This window comes from Pelotomaculum isophthalicicum JI (assembly GCF_029478095.1).
Taxonomy (GTDB): domain Bacteria; phylum Bacillota; class Desulfotomaculia; order Desulfotomaculales; family Pelotomaculaceae; genus Pelotomaculum_D; species Pelotomaculum_D isophthalicicum.
Map to the genome: position 1 here is coordinate 26,752 of NZ_JAKOAV010000019.1, position 15,794 is coordinate 42,545.

Below are 15,794 nucleotides of genomic sequence, written 5' to 3' on the forward strand. Positions count from 1 at the left end.
CAATGGGAAGTTTTTGTTGTACCATTATTATCCTATAAAATCCCAACCCAGGTTAGATTACGTACTTTTTGCGTTAATAATGATTAGGTAAAAGTCCAGCGGTTAAATAAAATGATACCACTGTTATTTTTTTAGGGAATCTATTACTGCCCTATCTTCATCAACAAAAAATAGTAATATAATTACAGCGGAAATAAATAATTTACAATGAGGCGGCTTTGGATTATATTGGTCCGTAAGAATATTACAGCAAAATTTTGTGGGTGGGAATTTGAGAACGAAATTAAAGTCGTTAGCATCAATCCAAATGGGCTATTCATTCAGGTCCCGGATGGAGGCGGTGGGTACAGGGCCTTTGCTGTGATCCAGATGAAAGATCTGACAGTTGAAAACCGTGTGGATTGCAGTGGCTTGGTGCGCGTTGAAATGGAAAAGCTCAAGGACCATCATCTGGTTAAACCCGGTGATCTTTTTTTTCGTTCTCGCGGGCAAGTTACATCATCCACCATACTGACCGATGATCCTGGAAAAGCAGTTGTTGCGGCCCCTCTTCTGCGGATTCGGGTAACGAGTGATTTTGTTATGCCTGAGTATCTCAACTGGTTTATCAGTCAGGAACCGGCGCAAGCCTTTCTGGCAGCTGTACGGAAGGAACCGCGCTGAAGATGATAAATAAACAGGCATTGGAGAATCTTGAAGTTTTGTACCCCCGGTTGCGCGGCAGAGAACGATTGTGGGACTAGCTTCTTTGGCGGAGGAAGAACAGAGTCTGATTACAAAGATTGCAGGCAAGCGCAGGCAATACATTTCATCGACATTAATGAGACTGGCAAAAGGAGACTGAAGCAGATGGAAGCCGTTAAAATCGATCAGAAGGACATTAACAATGCCGCGTGGGCGGCCTGCGACACTTTCCGTGGCGTTGTCGATCCCGCACAGTACAAGGATTACATACTGGTAACGCTGTTTTTGAAATATATCTCGGATGCATGGAGAGATCATTACGAAGAGTATCGCCAGCAATATGGCGACGATGACGTTCGTATTCGTAGAAAGCTGGAGCGTGAGCGCTTTGTTTTGCCGAAAGGCGCAAGCTTCTATGACCTCTATGAACAACGCAACGAGGCCAATATTGGTGAGTTGATTAACGAGGCTCTTGATGCTGTTGAAGAGGCCAATAAGACTAAGCTTGAAGGCGTGTTCCGCAATATCGACTTCAACAGCGAGGCCAACCTCGGCAAAACGAAGGACCGCAACCGCCGCCTCAAAATGCTGCTGGAGGATTTCCACAAGCCGCAGCTTGATATGAGGCCCAGCCGGGTTTCCGAGGATGTCATCGGCAATACATATATCTACTTAATTGAACGCTTTGCGTCTGATTCCGGTAAAAAAGCCGGTGAGTTCTATACGCCACATAAAGTGTCGGAGTTGGTGGCCAAGCTGGCCGGTCCCAAGCCTGGAGACCGCATTTGCGACCCGGCCTGCGGTTCCGGCGGCCTTTTGATTGAAGCGGCCCGTGAAGTGAAGGATCGAAACTTCGCTCTCTTCGGTATGGAGGTGAACGGAAGCACCTGGGCGCTAGCCCGTATGAACATGTTCCTGCATGGGGCGGACGGCGCCCGCATCGAATGGTGCAATACGCTCACCGGCCCGGCGCTGGTGGAAAATGACCGGCTAATGAAATTCAACATTGTAATCGCCAACCCGCCGTTCTCACTGGACAAATGGGGTGCCGATGAAGCAGAAAACGACCGTTTCAATCGTTTCTGGCGCGGGGTGCCGCCCAAGAGCAAAGGCGACTGGGCCTTCATCAGCCACATGGTGGAGGCGGCGCTAATAAAGGAAGGTCGCGTGGCTGTGGTAGTGCCGCACGGCGTTCTCTTCCGTGGGGCTGCCGAAGGCCGTATCCGGCAGAGCATGATTGAAGAAAATCTGCTGGACGCCGTTGTTGGACTGCCGGGGAATCTTTTCCCGACCACCAACATCCCGGTAGCCATTCTGGTCTTTGACCGCAGCCGGGAAAAAGGCGGAGCCAATGAGAACCGCAAGGATGTGCTTTTTATTGACGCCAGCCGGGATTACCTGCCGGGTAAAAACCGGAATGCCCTTTCAGATGAACATATTCGAAAGATCGTGGATGTCTATAGAGCCCGTAAGAATGTAGATAAGTATGCTTATGTAGCTACCTTTGAGGAAATTATGGAGAACGATTTCAACCTCAATATTCCACGATATGTTGACACTTTTGAGGAAGAAGAGGAAATTGACATTGATGCCGTGCAACGAGAGATTGAACAGTTGGAACATGAGTTAACTAATTTGCGTACCAAGATGGCGGAGATGCTCAAAGAGATAGTGAGATGAACTAAAAAGTAGAAAAAGAATCATTCAAACGTTTTGAAACTAAGAAAAACATGAAAAATGTTGGTTTAATGCTTCTTCTTTTTGCTAATTTGGGGGTAGGAGTATGACTTGGGAAAAAATAAAGTTGAAGAAAATCTTATCACAGCCAATACAGAACGGTTATTCCCCTGTTTGTCCTGAAGCGCCAAATGGGAAATGGATTCTTGGGCTTGGGGCGTTAAACGGAACATCGCTAGATATAAATGAAAAGAAACCAGCACCTTTAAATGATGAAAAAGTTGACAATTTTTTGTTAAGGTCAGGAGATTTTCTTGTAAGCCGTTCTAATACTTTAGATAAAGTAGGTCGATCTGCCTTGTTTAAAGGTGAAATTGAGAATTGTTCTTACCCTGACTTGATGATGAGGTTTAGAATAGATTCTTCCAAGGTTTTTCCAGAGTTTCTTGAACACTATTTAAAAGGGTTCGATGCTACACTTCATTTTCAGCGCTCTGCTTCAGGAACTAGTGGAAGTATGGTTAAAATTAACAAAGGTGTACTTGAAAATCTATTAGTTCCATTACCGCCTATTACTGAGCAGAAAAAGATTGCTGGAATACTTAAGTTATGGCAAGAAGCCATCGAGAAGATCGAGCGTTTGATTACGGCAAAAGAGAAGCAATTTCATTGGCTGTTGTTTAAATGTTTAACTGGAAAACTACGAATAAATAGAACACCTAAAAAATGGAACAATGTTACGTTTGGAGAAGTTTTCCAACAGTATAAAATTGTGAATGAGCACAATGAAAATCTAGATGTTTTATCTGTTACCAGGAACGGGATTGTCCATCAGAGTGACTATTTTAATAAGGAAATCGCTAGCGAGGACAAAAGCAAGTACCTTATTGCCGAACGTGGCACACTTGTCATGAGCGGGCTGAACTTTTGGATGGGGTCTATAGATTTTCAGACTATCTGTGATGTCGGAATTGTTTCACCGGCTTACAAAGTTTTCCGAATTATTAATTCCACTGTAAATGTTGAATATATACGTTTTTTTGTACGTAGTCCATTAATGACGAGAATGTTGATCAACTCGTCAGTGCAGGGTGCGAGTATTGTCCGTAGGAATCTTGACATGGATTATCTCAATGAGTCACCTATTTTGCTACCTTCAATTGAAGAACAGAAAGGAATTGCTGAAATACTACGGATTGCTGAGAAAGAACTGCAATTACAACGAATACTCTTGGACTCCTACCGGAGACAAAAACGCGGCTTGATGCAGAAACTGCTGACTGGTAAGTGGCGGGTAAAAACCGGTGAGGGTATCGAATCATGAGCGGTGATACTTTTTAGAATATGGAGTTATCAAATACGATTGTATTCGCGGCGTATTCGCGTTTTGAGTACATAAGACGTGATACATGATTCTGTTCATGGAGGTGAGCAAATGAACGGATTTCAGTTTAATGAAAAATACCTTTCCCAGATCCCGGCGCTTCAGGTCCTGATGAATCTGGGGTTTGAATATCTAACCCCCGCACAGGCTTTGAAAGAGCGCCGGGGCAGATACGGCAATGTGCTGCTGGAGGGCATTCTGCGAGACCAGCTCAAGCGGATCAACAGCATCAGCTACAAAGGGCGCAAATATCTATTCAGCGAGGAAAATATCCATTCGGCCATTCAGAAATTAAAGAATGTCAAATATGACGGCCTGCTGAAGACCAATGAGGCGATATACGATCTGATCACCTTGGGCACGGCTCTGGAACAGACCATTGAAGGTGATTCAAAAAGCTTTAATTTGAAGTACGTCGACTGGCGCAACTGGGAGAACAACAAGTTTCACGCAACCGCGGAGTTCAGAGTGGAGCGTTCCCGCAGTACGGAAACTGTTCGTCCCGATATCGTTCTCTTTGTCAACGGTATTCCACTTGCCGTAATTGAGTGCAAATCGCCCAATGTCGAAATTGAACAGGCTGTCTCCCAGTCCATCCGTAATCAGAGCGACGAATACATCCCTAAGTTATTTGTCTACACGCAACTGGTAATGGGGATCAATAAAAATGCCGCGCAATACGCCACTGCCGGAACACCCGCTAAATTCTGGAGCGTGTGGAAAGAGCAGCGCGATAAAGAGGCGAACGTTGCCGGAATGGTCAATTCCGCCCTTTCAGACAAGCAAAAAAGACAGCTTTTTAGTGGCGAATTCGCTGTTGCGCGCCCATTTTTCGATTCTCTGGAGGCTGAAGGCCAACGTCTGGTTACGGAGCAGGACAAGGCGCTCTACAGCTTATGCCGTCCGGAGCGCCTGTTGGAGATGGCTTTCAAATTTACTGTTTTTGACGGCGGAATCAAAAAGATTGCCCGTTATCAGCAATTTTTCGTCATTAAGTCCACCCTGGAACGTGTCAAGCAGCCGGACGGCCAGGGCAGGCGCAGGGGTGGAATAATCTGGCATACTCAAGGTTCCGGCAAATCGTTGACCATGGTAATGCTGACGAGAAATCTTGCCCTGGATCCGGATATCGCCAACCCGCGAATCGTGTTGGTGACTGACCGTGACGACTTGGATAAACAGTTGGGTAACACCTTTGCCGCCTGCGGCCTGGAGCCGCACCGGGCGACATCGGGAAGGAATCTGTTGGATTTGGTTTCGGAACGCAAAGCGGGCATTATCACGACCTTGATTCACAAGTTCGACAAAGCTATGAATATCAAAAAATATCAGGATGAGTCTACCGACATTTTTATGCTGATTGACGAAAGTCACCGTACAAATTTCGGCTCATTCTCGGCACGCATGCGGCAGATGTTTCCGAACGCCTGTTACCTCGGCTTTACCGGCACGCCTTTGATGAAGAAGGAAAAGAACAGCTTCGCAAAATTCGGCGGTTTAGTCGAACCGCACTATTCCATAAACCAGGCGGTGCAAGACGGGGCGGTCGTTCCTTTATTATATGAAGGCCGCCATGTGGAGATGGAACAGAACAAAGCCGCTATTGACCTATGGTTTGACCGGCATACGCAAGGGCTGACCAAAGAACAGAAGGCGGACCTGAAAAGGAAATATGCCCGGGCCGAGATGCTGAACAAGGCGGATCAGGTCGTTTACATGCGCGCTTTTGATATCAGCGAGCACTTCCGTGCCAACTGGCAGGGAACGGGATTCAAGGCTCAACTGGTCGGGCCGAATAAGGCTGCCGCGTTGAGGTATCACCAGTATCTCAATGAAATTGGTTTTGTGTCGTCCGATGTGGTCATTTCCCCGCCGGATACCCGTGAAGGCTATGAGGAGACAGATGACGAGCCGGCGGACGAGGTGGTCAAGTTCTGGCAGAAAATGATGAAGCGATACGGCAGCGAAGAGGAATACACCAAGCAAATTATCAATCAATTCAAACATGGGACGGAGCCGGAAATTCTGATTGTGGTCGACAAATTGTTAACCGGATTTGACGCTCCGCGCAACGCGGTTATTTACTTATGCCGCATTTTACGCGAACACGCACTGCTGCAGGCCATAGCCAGAGTGAACCGGCTTTATGAAGGCAAAGAGTTTGGTTACATCGTGGACTATGCGAGTATCCTGGGCGAACTGGATAAAGCCCTCACCATGTATGGCGCGCTTGAAGAATTCGACGAGAATGATTTGGCCGGCACCCTGACCTCAGTTAACGCGGAGGTAGAGAAGCTTCCTCAACGATACTCCGATCTCTGGGATCTTTTCAAGGAAGTCAAAAACAGTTATGATGAGGAAGATTACGAGGTTCTCCTGTCCGATGTCGCCGTCAGAGAGGATTTCTATCAGCGGCTGGCGGAGTACGGCAAAACATTGGGGATCGCCTTGTCGGCCGAATCTTTCATTATGAATACCGATGAGGCGAAACTGCGCCGGTACAAGGCTGACTTGAAGCGGTTTCAGAATCTTAAAGCAGCCGTTAAGCTCCGTTACGCTGAAACTATCGACTACCGGGATTATGAGCCCAAGATTAAAAAATTGCTTGACACGCACATTCAGGCCAATGAAGTCATTCAATTGAATGAGCCGGTGAATATTTTTGACGACAAAATGTTCAATCAGGTGAAGGAAGAGCAGGGCATATATATAGCATGCAAAACAACGGCGGCCAAAGCGGATGCCATCGCACACGCGACCAAGCGGGTTATTACCGAAAAGATGGGTGAGGACCCGGCATTTTATGAAAAGTTTTCAAAGCTGATTCAGCAGGCCATTGAGGATTTCCGGGCAAAACGTATTTCCGACCTGGAATACCTGAAGAAAGTTTCCGATATGCGGAATAAAATTGTTAATAAACATCATGATGATATTCCCGTCAAACTGGCTGGGAACGAAGATGCTATGGCTTACTACGGCGTGCTCAAGCCATTTTTTGAGCAAGATCATCTTGAAGATAGTGCATGCCAGGAAATAACTGCTGATGTGGCTTTGGCTGTTCAGGAAATATTGAGCCGTCATTGGAAGGTTCAGTTCTGGGACGATGATGATGCCCAGAAACGGGCTATTAACGATATCGACGACTATTTATATGATGAGGTCAAAGGGAATATGGGTATCGCAATCAGCCTTGACCAGATGGACGGGATTATTGAGCGAACAATGCAGGTGGCCAAGCACAGGAGCCTGAAATGAGTTTAAATAGCGGCATATTAACTTATGGCAAAAAGGATATTAGTTACCGCGTTTTCTATGTCGACAGAAAAACCCTGGAAATTGCGGTCCATCCGGATGGCAGCGTAGTGATTAAAGCGCCGCTCGGGACGGAATACGAAGAAGTGCGGAAGATAATTGTTAAACGTGCCCGTTGGATAAAGAGGCAACTGGATTATTTTGCGCAGTTTAATCCGAGAACGCCTCAAAGACAATATATCGGCGGGGAAACGCACCTGTATCTGGGCAGACAATACCGGCTGAAGATAGTCACCGGTGATAAGGATGAGATAAAGCTAACTAAAGGCTATTTCCGTGTTACCGTCAAAGAGAATCCCGCATATGAAAAGGTTAAAAAGCTGCTTGAAGATTGGTACTTGGAAAAGGCCGCGGATAAATTCGGTGAGAGCTTCGAGCGTTGCTGGCCTCATTTTGGAAAGCACTTCTTGTCTAAGCCAAGAATCCGGATCCGGCGGATGAAAAAGCGCTGGGGGAGCTTGTCTAAGAACGGGACGCTCACGTTGAACGCGGATTTGATACGTGCGCCCAAGGAATGCATTGATTATGTCGTTACTCATGAATTGTGCCACTTGCAATACCACGACCATAGTCCAGCTTTTTATCAATTATTGGAAAAGATAATGCCCGATTGGGAAAAGCGAAAGCATAAAATGGAACTGGCATTGGTATAAGATGAAGGGAGAGACAAGTATTGAGTGACGTCAAGTTGTTCCGTATAGATGGTCAAAATGTATATGAACTAGAAGGAAAGTCTGTTGCTGTGGAAAAATCGCTTCAAACACTTATTGAAAAACATTTGGAATCTTTCCTGGGGGTACGATTTCTTGCCTCGGAATATTCAACTGGCAAAACACACGGCGGCCGTATAGATACACTGGGAATCGATGAGAATAATTGTCCAGTTATTATCGAATATAAAAGGGCATTAAACGAAAATGTGATTAACCAAGGACTTTTTTACCTGGATTGGCTAATGGACTATAAAGCGGAGTTTACCTTGATTGCACTTAAACTCCTTGGTGAAAAAATAGCGGACGCTATAGAATGGTCAAATCCACGGCTTTTATGCATTGCCGGTGATTTTACTAAATACGATGGGCATGCTGTACAGCAAATAAACCGGAATATTGAATTGATTCGGTATAGGCACTATGGTAGTGACTTAATAATGTTTGAACTGGTAAATGCTGTTACATCGCAGATTTTTTCTGAGGATGGGGGACAACCAGAAAAGAAGAATAAGACAGAGAAAACCATCACTTATTATTTGGCCCAAGCAAACGAAATAATAAGAGACCGCTACGAAGCGCTAAAGGCTTTCTTGCTGGCACTTGGCGATGATGTCCAAATAAAGGTACTCAAGAATTATATTGCTTTCAAACGCATAAGGAACTTTGCCTGCATTGAATTTAGCCCTCAAGCTGGGAAGATATATGTTTATATCAAGGTTAATCCGGATACTGTTAATTTAATAAAAGGATTTACACGTGATGTTAGAAATATCGGTCACTGGGGAACAGGAGATTTAGAAATTACCATATATATCCGATGATGACATTGAACGTGCCAAACCTTTATTGGCAAAGAAAGGGAAGTTGTCAAAGCTGGCGTGTATGTTGAGTGTTTTAAACAGCCTCAAGGTGAAGGAACAGGAGGACAAAAGCGCTGTGCTTTCCCTGGATTTTAATGATATCCCCGAAGAGATGAAAAAAATGTGTCATGAAAAGCTGCTTGAAAAGAAAATGCACCATGAAAAACACGGGCATCAGCATCTATGCAAAGAATTTTCCAACGTGGAAATATTAAAGGGAGAATTGAATATCCTTATCAACAAGGACAAGGAAGTGGAAAAAATTACGTTAGCTGTTGAAGGTACGCAAAAAGATGATCTCAATAATCCACACGACATGAATCTGCAGGCGGAGTTGCGCCTTGCCTGGTGAGCGGGGTATAAGCCGCCGGTTCATTGCAGGTACGGAGGGCATGGAAAATGAGAAGGCGGCATCGTAATCGTTCTCACAGGCATGGCGTCAAACGGAATACGACCGCTTATATTGCGCTAAATACCAGGCTGTGTAAGGCCTGCTGGAAATGTGTAGCCGCGTGTCCAAAGGGCGTGATGGGAAAGATTGATTTCTTTTTTCACCGGCACGCGCGCATTATCAACCCAGAGGATTGCACCGGCTGCCGGGCTTGTGAAAAAGCGTGCCCGGAAGGGGCTATTGTGGCTTTTAAAAGGACGGAGGACCCGTTCAAAGGTTGATCGGTTAATCACCGATTTTTCTTTTCCAGTATAAAAGCTTTATCTTCTGATAAGTTATTGAGAAAAATATACCTACTCCTGGAATGAAGGATAGGTATATTTTTTACCGGGTAAGTTGGCGGCGGGTGGAACAAGTGATAAGGGCCCCGTTGTAAAAGAGTTGGCAGGTTTATAGGCAAAAGGCCTTGTTGACAGATATGTATACAATAATGTATACTTAAATAAAAATAAATTTGGGGGTCTGTTTATCATGTCTGCCACAGTCAGAATTAGTCAAGCGTCTTGGCAAATACTACGGCAAATCGCCGCACAAGCGGGTGAGCCAATGCAAGCAGTCCTCGACAAGGCCGTTGAAGAATACCGGAGAAAGTGCTTTTTACAAAAAGCGAATGAAGCATTTGCAGCTTTGAAAGAAAATACTGAAGCCTGGCAGGAAGAAATTGCGGAACGTAAGGCTTGGGAGATTACTTTGGAAGACGGAATAAAGGGAGATAATTAATGGACGGTAAACAACCTACCCGTGGCGAAGTTTGGTTTATAGACCTTAACCCTGTCCGTGGGCACGAACAAGCGGGTAAAAGGCCCGCCCTTATTGTCTCAGTAGATTTATTTAACAATGGTCCTGCAGGGCTTGTAGTTGTCCTTCCGATTACAACTAAAGGTAAAGGGATACCTTTTCATACGGAGATTTTCCCGCCAGAAGGGGGTTTGAAAGAAAAAAGTTTTATTAAGTGCGAAGATATAAGGTCCATCTCAAAAGAGAGGCTTATATCACAGGTAGGTAAAGTCTCTTCACTAACTATGGCAGCAGTTGAGGACAGGGTTCGTATACTATTAAACCTGTAAGGTATACTACGGCTTAGGTTATCAGGTTTATTTGAGCAAGTCCACCCGCCTACAGCAGGCGGGCTTATTTTTTTGGAGTCATTAATAGAAGATATTGTTAAGATATAATAAAACTAGCATATTTTCCATCAAAAAAGGACTGGTTGCTTGGCATTATTAATGTTCCTAAATTATTATTGTCTATTTAATGTTATTATAGTATGATTTTTCCATATGTTTTGGAAAGATGAAGGTATATAAAAAAATGGTAATAGGTTGTATCGTTGAGCGTTGTGCCATATAAATTAAAATTCTAAAAATAACGAAGGTATTTTAAGATAATTGAAAATGTGTCAAGGGTGAATTTTACTTGTTTAATAAAGCATTTATCAGTGCTTTTTCCTTTAACGAACGGTACTTGAGTTTTCCTTGTAAATATTGGGCTATATGATAGCGCCTTTGCCGCTTTAATAATTCCGCGGTTTATGACATCTAAAAATGATGCGTGGAAAATATGAGTTGCATTTAGGAAATCCAATAAAGGGAGGTGATTAAAATGAAAAGATTAGTTTGCAAAGTTTTTCTTTTAACAACCGCGTTATTGCTGCTCCTAGCGAACGTCGCATCGGCTTCAGCTTGCATATGGTGCTCCTACCAACCGGAAGTACCGGCGTCACTGAGGAAGTAAACTAGGGGTGGAATTTCCACCCCTTAACATGTGGGGTGATATGATGAACTACAACATAAGCAGAAAGACGGAATTGTATGAATATGTTACCACTGCCCATATACTATGTATTATCGTTGCAGTATGCGCTTTGATTCTTAGCAATGATGTCATTCCTTATAAAAATTATTATCCTTTAATTAATTTTAAGTTTTTTGCTGTGGTATGTTTAATAGGATTTGTGGCTGTTTTGTTGTATAACTCTAAAAAAATCCTGCTATCAAAGAACCCAGAATCTTTAACATTGATAGATTTGACTTACATAATGGCTTCATTCCTGGTGGCAATATTTACCGTATATGTAATTGGAGATAAGGTTCCTTATATTTACGCGATTCTAATACTGCCGATTATAATTACCGCCTCAAGCATTGGTAGAACCGCGGGTTTAATTGCTGCCACAGTGAGCACTGTATTCCTAGTTTTTTATAATATAATCTCAAGAAAAAGTTCTCTGATACCCAACGCGTTGGAATCTAACCTGATTCTTATAATGATAATTTATATAGTCGGTTGGTTAATCGGAGGGTTGAGGGATATTGAAGCTCAGCACCGGAAACAGCTGAAAACAAATTTGCAGAAACTTAAAGAAGAGATAGCCATGCGGGAACGTGCTGAAGAGCAGTATCGGAAATTGTCCAGCGCGCTTGAACAAAGTCCCAGTATCGCTGTGATTACCGATACCATGGGAAATATCGAATATGTTAACAGGAAGTTTACCGGGGTAACAGGTTACCTTCCAAAAGAAGTGATTGGCAAGAATATGTTTGAACAGCAATATGGCAGTTCTACAGAGAAATATAAGGAAATACTTGATACAGTAAATTCAGGCAATGAATGGAGCGAAGAATTATTCAACACGAAAAAAGATGGCGAATATTATTGGGAAAGCATGTCTATATCGCCATTTAAGAATACAAAAGGGATCATCACCCATTTTATTAAAATGGCCGAAGATGTAACCCATCGGAAAACAATGGATCTGGAAATAGCGCGTCTTGACCGGATGAATCTGGTGGGGGAAATGGCCGCGGGAATCGGCCATGAAATAAGAAACCCAATGACTACCATAAAAGGTTTTCTACAACTTCTTAGGATAAAAGACAAATATGTTCAGGATAGAGAACACTTTGACCTTATGATATCCGAACTGGACCGGGCAAATTCTATTATAACTGAATATTTATCGTTAGCGAGAAACAGGGCAGTTGAATTAAAAGAACAAAACTTGAATTCAATTATTAATAACCTTTTCCCCTTGATTACTGCGGACGCGCTGATTACTGATAAAAATATAGTGAAGGAGCTTGGAGAGATTCCCGATTTATTCCTTAATGAAAAAGAAATACGTCAAATGATCTTAAACCTTGTTCGCAACGGGCTGGAAGCAATGTCTTCTGGTGGGAACCTGACAATTAAAACTTTTACAGATGGAGACGAGGTGATCATAGCCGTTCAGGATCAGGGCAAAGGAATAGAGCCTGAGGTACTAGAAAAAATTGGCACTCCCTTTTTCACTACTAAAGACAGTGGAACGGGTTTAGGTTTGTCGGTATGTTATAGTATTGCATCCAGGCATAACGCTAGAATTGATATTAAGACCGGGTTGGGAGGCACTACATTTTATGTTCGTTTTAATGGGAATATTAGTAACCCAGGTTAAATATTTTGCTTCACCCCGCTACCGGCCAAGTGCCCAGCCGGGGCTTTTTCTTTTTATGGGGCCGGTTCCGGCTAAGAAAATATGAGAGGGGAAGTTGGGGATTTAAAATTTCAGGGTTTTTTGCTGTTCTGGTATATAATGAAGTAAGGCTATGAAACGAGGGCGGTGGGTGATTGATTTGAGAAGGCCTGAAGAGTGCTGTGACTTCTTTGAAAAATTTGAGCGCCACCGGATGTATCACCGGGAATTCCACCGGATGCACAAATCCGTGAAATATTTTCAACCGTTTGCTTTGCTGTTCAACTTGCTGATCTTGTATTTATTGTTTAAGATGGCGGATATCAAGGGGATCGTGCTCTTTATCGCGGCGCTGCTGATCGTTAGAGAAGTAATGCAGGTATTGTTTCTCCTGCGCCTGCAAAAGAGAGTTTTTAAGCCGATTGAGGATTTGAAAAACGGGGTGGAGGAGATTGCGCGGGGCAATTATGACGTCAGGGTAGAATGTCATATGAGAAATGAAATCGGCCTGCTGGTTACTTCTTTCAATGAAATGGCGCGTAAGTTGGGGGAAAGCGAGAGAATCAAGTCTGAATACGAGGAAAACAGAAAGGCGCTGATTGTCAACATATCCCATGACCTGAAGACGCCCATCACCTCCTTGCAGGGTTATGTCGAGGCTATCCTGGACGGGGACGTGCCACCGGAAAACAAAGATAAATACTTGCAGATAATCCACCGGAATATTATTTATGTAAACAGACTGATAGATGACCTTTTCCTTTTTTCCAAGCTGGATATGCAGAAGTTGAGCTTTCAGTTTGCCAGTGTGCCGATTGGGGCTTTTATGGCTGACCTGATGGAGGAATTCAGGTTTGAGCTTGAGGAAAGACAGGTGCGGCTTGAATACACAGACAGGACGGAGCAGGTTTTGCCGGTTCGCCTGGACGGCAAGAGAATGCACCAGGCTATCAGGAATATCATCAGTAATGCTTTAAAATACGGGCCGGAAGAAGGTCTGGTTATTAAAGCCGTATTGTCGAAACAGGGTGATTCCGCCTGTATTGAGCTTAGCGACAACGGGCCGGGAATCCCCGCGGATAAACTCCCGCATATTTTCGAAAGGTTTTACCGGATTGATAATGAGCGCACAAAGGATCTATCGAGCACCGGCCTTGGGCTGGCCATCGCCAGGGAACTGGTGGAAGCCCACGGGGGGAAAATCACAGCTGCGAGCGAGGAAGGCAAGGGCACATGCTTTACAATCACGCTTCCGCTCGCCGGTTGAGCTGGGAAGGGGGCTGCGATGAAACACATTTTGATCATTGAGGATGATCTTAATATTGCCGAGTTGGAAAGGGACTATCTCCAGTTGAACGGGTTCAAGGCCGACATCGTCCAGGATGGAGCCCAGGGGCTGAAAAGGGCGCTTACGGGTAACTATGATGTTATCATTGTTGATCTGATGCTGCCCGGCAAGGACGGATATGAGATAATTAAAGAAGTTCGGGAAAGGCTGGATGTCCCGTTGGTGGTTGTTTCGGCCAAGGGTGAGGATATCAATAAAATCAGGGGACTGGAGTACGGAGCCGACGATTATTTGACCAAACCGTTCAGCCCCGGGGAACTAGTGGCCAGGATCAAGTCCCATATCAAAAGATATGAGCGGCTCAAGGGCAACGCAATGTCCACTGAAGTGATCACTCACGGGGGGCTGGAAATCAATACGGCGTCTCACCAGGTATCCGTCAACGGCAGGGAAGTGCAAATGACCGCGAAGGAATACGAGCTTCTGCTGTTTCTCGCTTCTCATCCGAACATGGTGTTTTCCAAAGAGCATCTCCTGACCGCCATCTGGGGGGACGACAACTATGGGGATACGGCTACTGTGGCCGTGCATATTCAAAAAATAAGAAAAAAGATTGAAAAAGACCCGTCAAACCCGGAGTTTATTGAAACGCTTTGGGGAACCGGATACAGGCTGGCAAGCTTGCCGGGACCTCTAATGCGGGAATAATATTAATCGAGCTATATTTTTGGGGAGTATTGCATGAAATTACAGTTTGCAATTTTTATTGGTGTTTTCATTGCGATCTACGGGACGGTTAATTATTATATCGGGCTGCGCGGATGGCAGGCTTTCGGCAGGCTGATTCCTGACGGTTACGGGAAAATATACTGGTTTTTATTCTTCTTACTGGCCTTTTCATATCTCGCCGGCAGGTTAGGCGAAAGGTATTTGCCCGCCGCAGTCTGCGACGGCTTTACCATCGCCGGTTCGTACTGGCTGGCCGCTATAAATTACTTGTTTTTTACTTTGATTGCAGTCGACCTGATCCGTTTGGCTGACCGCTGGCTCGGCTTTTTGCCGGAGGGCCTGAAACAGCGTCCGGTAGCCGCCGGGCTGGCTGTTGTTTTACTGGTAGTAGGCATTGTTATTTACGGAGCATGGAATTCTAGGAACCCGCAGTTTCGTTATTATGATATTGATATTGCGAAGCCGGCAGGGAGTTTGAGCCAGTTGCATGTGATTATGGTATCTGATATCCATCTGGGAAAGATCGTTAATAACGGCAGGCTCATGACACTGGTAAACATGATCAATAGTAAAAATCCTGATCTGGTTTTGCTTCCTGGAGATATCATCGACGAAAATATCGGCCCTTTTATCGAGCAAAAAATGCCTGACGTATTACGTATGTTAAAACCAAAGTACGGTACTTTTGCTGTGTTCGGCAATCACGAATATATCGGTGGACACGCTGAAGAAGCTTTTCACCACTTGCAGGAAGCCGGGATAACGGTGCTGCGCGATGATTATAAGAAGGTGGACGGGAGCTTTTATATCGTGGGGCGGGATGAAAGCAGCGGGGGACGCTACAATGGCAAGCGCCGCCAGGAGTTATCCGCGTTGATGGAGGGAGTGGATCACTCCCTGCCGGTAATTTTGTTGGACCACCAGCCGTCTCATTTAGAGGAAGGTCAGGAGCAGGGTGTGGATTTGCAGCTCTCGGGACATACTCACCACGGGCAGCTGTTTCCATTTAATCTAATCACCCAAAGAATATTCGAAGAGGACTGGGGGTACCTGCGTAAGGGTGACTTCCAGATTATTGTTTCGTGCGGCTTTGGCACCTGGGGGCCGCCGATTCGCATAGGCAGCACGCCGGAGATAGTGGATATCACCATTCACTTCAACAATGTAAGTGAACAACCCATGTATTCTCTGCGATAAGAAATATATACCGCCAACTTGTGAAGGACTATAACGTAAAATATC

At 44.7% G+C, this 15,794-nt stretch carries 15 protein-coding genes; all 15 read left to right on the plus strand.

Features of this window, described 5'->3' with window-relative positions:
• The first annotated feature begins 228 nt into the window (after positions 1-228).
• Positions 229-663: a restriction endonuclease subunit S domain-containing protein gene (locus tag L7E55_RS10715; protein ID WP_277444220.1), complete on the plus strand. Its 435-nt coding sequence runs from the start codon at positions 229-231 to the stop codon at positions 661-663.
• 186 nt (positions 664-849) lie between these two features.
• Positions 850-2,364: a type I restriction-modification system subunit M gene (locus tag L7E55_RS10720; RefSeq protein WP_277444222.1), complete on the plus strand. Its 1,515-nt coding sequence runs from the start codon at positions 850-852 to the stop codon at positions 2,362-2,364.
• Between the two features lie 103 nt (positions 2,365-2,467).
• Positions 2,468-3,685 carry a restriction endonuclease subunit S gene (locus tag L7E55_RS10725; protein WP_277444224.1) on the plus strand — a complete coding sequence of 406 codons (1,218 nt, stop codon included), beginning with the start codon at positions 2,468-2,470 and terminating at the stop codon, positions 3,683-3,685.
• Positions 3,686-3,796: 111 nt separating this feature from the next.
• Complete coding sequence (locus tag L7E55_RS10730) at positions 3,797-7,000, plus strand: type I restriction endonuclease subunit R (RefSeq protein WP_277444225.1); 3,204 nt, start codon at positions 3,797-3,799, stop codon at positions 6,998-7,000.
• Positions 6,997-7,710 (plus strand): M48 family metallopeptidase, encoded by a 714-nt coding sequence (locus L7E55_RS10735; RefSeq protein ID WP_277444227.1) that lies wholly within the window; start codon positions 6,997-6,999, stop codon positions 7,708-7,710. The genes L7E55_RS10730 and L7E55_RS10735 overlap by 4 nt, the downstream gene beginning before the upstream one ends.
• A gap of 20 nt (positions 7,711-7,730) precedes the next feature.
• Positions 7,731-8,591 carry a DUF5655 domain-containing protein gene (locus tag L7E55_RS10740; RefSeq protein WP_277444229.1) on the plus strand — a complete coding sequence of 287 codons (861 nt, stop codon included), beginning with the start codon at positions 7,731-7,733 and terminating at the stop codon, positions 8,589-8,591.
• A 61-nt stretch (positions 8,592-8,652) separates the two neighbouring features.
• Complete coding sequence (locus L7E55_RS10745; RefSeq protein ID WP_277444230.1) at positions 8,653-8,982, plus strand: hypothetical protein; 330 nt, start codon at positions 8,653-8,655, stop codon at positions 8,980-8,982.
• Between the two features lie 47 nt (positions 8,983-9,029).
• Complete coding sequence (locus L7E55_RS10750) at positions 9,030-9,302, plus strand: 4Fe-4S dicluster domain-containing protein (protein ID WP_277444231.1); 273 nt, start codon at positions 9,030-9,032, stop codon at positions 9,300-9,302.
• Positions 9,303-9,552: 250 nt separating this feature from the next.
• Positions 9,553-9,801 carry a toxin-antitoxin system protein gene (locus L7E55_RS10755; RefSeq protein WP_277444232.1) on the plus strand — a complete coding sequence of 83 codons (249 nt, stop codon included), beginning with the start codon at positions 9,553-9,555 and terminating at the stop codon, positions 9,799-9,801.
• Positions 9,801-10,148, plus strand: a complete 348-nt coding sequence (locus L7E55_RS10760; RefSeq protein WP_277444233.1) for a type II toxin-antitoxin system PemK/MazF family toxin — start codon at positions 9,801-9,803, stop codon at positions 10,146-10,148. The genes L7E55_RS10755 and L7E55_RS10760 overlap by 1 nt, the downstream gene beginning before the upstream one ends.
• A 535-nt stretch (positions 10,149-10,683) precedes the next feature.
• Positions 10,684-10,815 carry a cyclic lactone autoinducer peptide gene (locus tag L7E55_RS10765; protein WP_277444234.1) on the plus strand — a complete coding sequence of 44 codons (132 nt, stop codon included), beginning with the start codon at positions 10,684-10,686 and terminating at the stop codon, positions 10,813-10,815.
• A gap of 568 nt (positions 10,816-11,383) precedes the next feature.
• Complete coding sequence (locus L7E55_RS10770; protein ID WP_277444235.1) at positions 11,384-12,517, plus strand: ATP-binding protein; 1,134 nt, start codon at positions 11,384-11,386, stop codon at positions 12,515-12,517.
• A gap of 169 nt (positions 12,518-12,686) precedes the next feature.
• Complete coding sequence (locus L7E55_RS10775) at positions 12,687-13,802, plus strand: HAMP domain-containing sensor histidine kinase (protein ID WP_277444236.1); 1,116 nt, start codon at positions 12,687-12,689, stop codon at positions 13,800-13,802.
• 18 nt (positions 13,803-13,820) lie between these two features.
• Complete coding sequence (locus tag L7E55_RS10780; RefSeq protein ID WP_277444237.1) at positions 13,821-14,531, plus strand: response regulator transcription factor; 711 nt, start codon at positions 13,821-13,823, stop codon at positions 14,529-14,531.
• 33 nt (positions 14,532-14,564) lie between these two features.
• The gene (locus L7E55_RS10785; protein WP_277444238.1) at positions 14,565-15,749 is read left to right on the plus strand and encodes a metallophosphoesterase; all 1,185 of its coding nucleotides are present in this window, start codon (positions 14,565-14,567) and stop codon (positions 15,747-15,749) included.
• The last annotated feature ends 45 nt before the right edge of the window (positions 15,750-15,794 follow it).

What these genes read in the sequence shown, in the direction of transcription:
- L7E55_RS10720 (WP_277444222.1), top strand. Translation starts at nt 850, where the DNA reads ATGGAAGCCGTTAAAATCGATCAGAAGGACATTAACAATGCCGCGTGG.
- L7E55_RS10725 (WP_277444224.1), top strand. Translation starts at nt 2,468, where the DNA reads ATGACTTGGGAAAAAATAAAGTTGAAGAAAATCTTATCACAGCCAATA.
- L7E55_RS10730 (WP_277444225.1), top strand. Translation starts at nt 3,797, where the DNA reads ATGAACGGATTTCAGTTTAATGAAAAATACCTTTCCCAGATCCCGGCG.
- L7E55_RS10735 (WP_277444227.1), top strand. Translation starts at nt 6,997, where the DNA reads ATGAGTTTAAATAGCGGCATATTAACTTATGGCAAAAAGGATATTAGT.
- L7E55_RS10745 (WP_277444230.1), top strand. Translation starts at nt 8,653, where the DNA reads ATGTTGAGTGTTTTAAACAGCCTCAAGGTGAAGGAACAGGAGGACAAA.
- L7E55_RS10750 (WP_277444231.1), top strand. Translation starts at nt 9,030, where the DNA reads ATGAGAAGGCGGCATCGTAATCGTTCTCACAGGCATGGCGTCAAACGG.
- L7E55_RS10755 (WP_277444232.1), top strand. Translation starts at nt 9,553, where the DNA reads ATGTCTGCCACAGTCAGAATTAGTCAAGCGTCTTGGCAAATACTACGG.
- L7E55_RS10760 (WP_277444233.1), top strand. Translation starts at nt 9,801, where the DNA reads ATGGACGGTAAACAACCTACCCGTGGCGAAGTTTGGTTTATAGACCTT.
- L7E55_RS10765 (WP_277444234.1), top strand. Translation starts at nt 10,684, where the DNA reads ATGAAAAGATTAGTTTGCAAAGTTTTTCTTTTAACAACCGCGTTATTG.
- L7E55_RS10780 (WP_277444237.1), top strand. Translation starts at nt 13,821, where the DNA reads ATGAAACACATTTTGATCATTGAGGATGATCTTAATATTGCCGAGTTG.
- L7E55_RS10785 (WP_277444238.1), top strand. Translation starts at nt 14,565, where the DNA reads ATGAAATTACAGTTTGCAATTTTTATTGGTGTTTTCATTGCGATCTAC.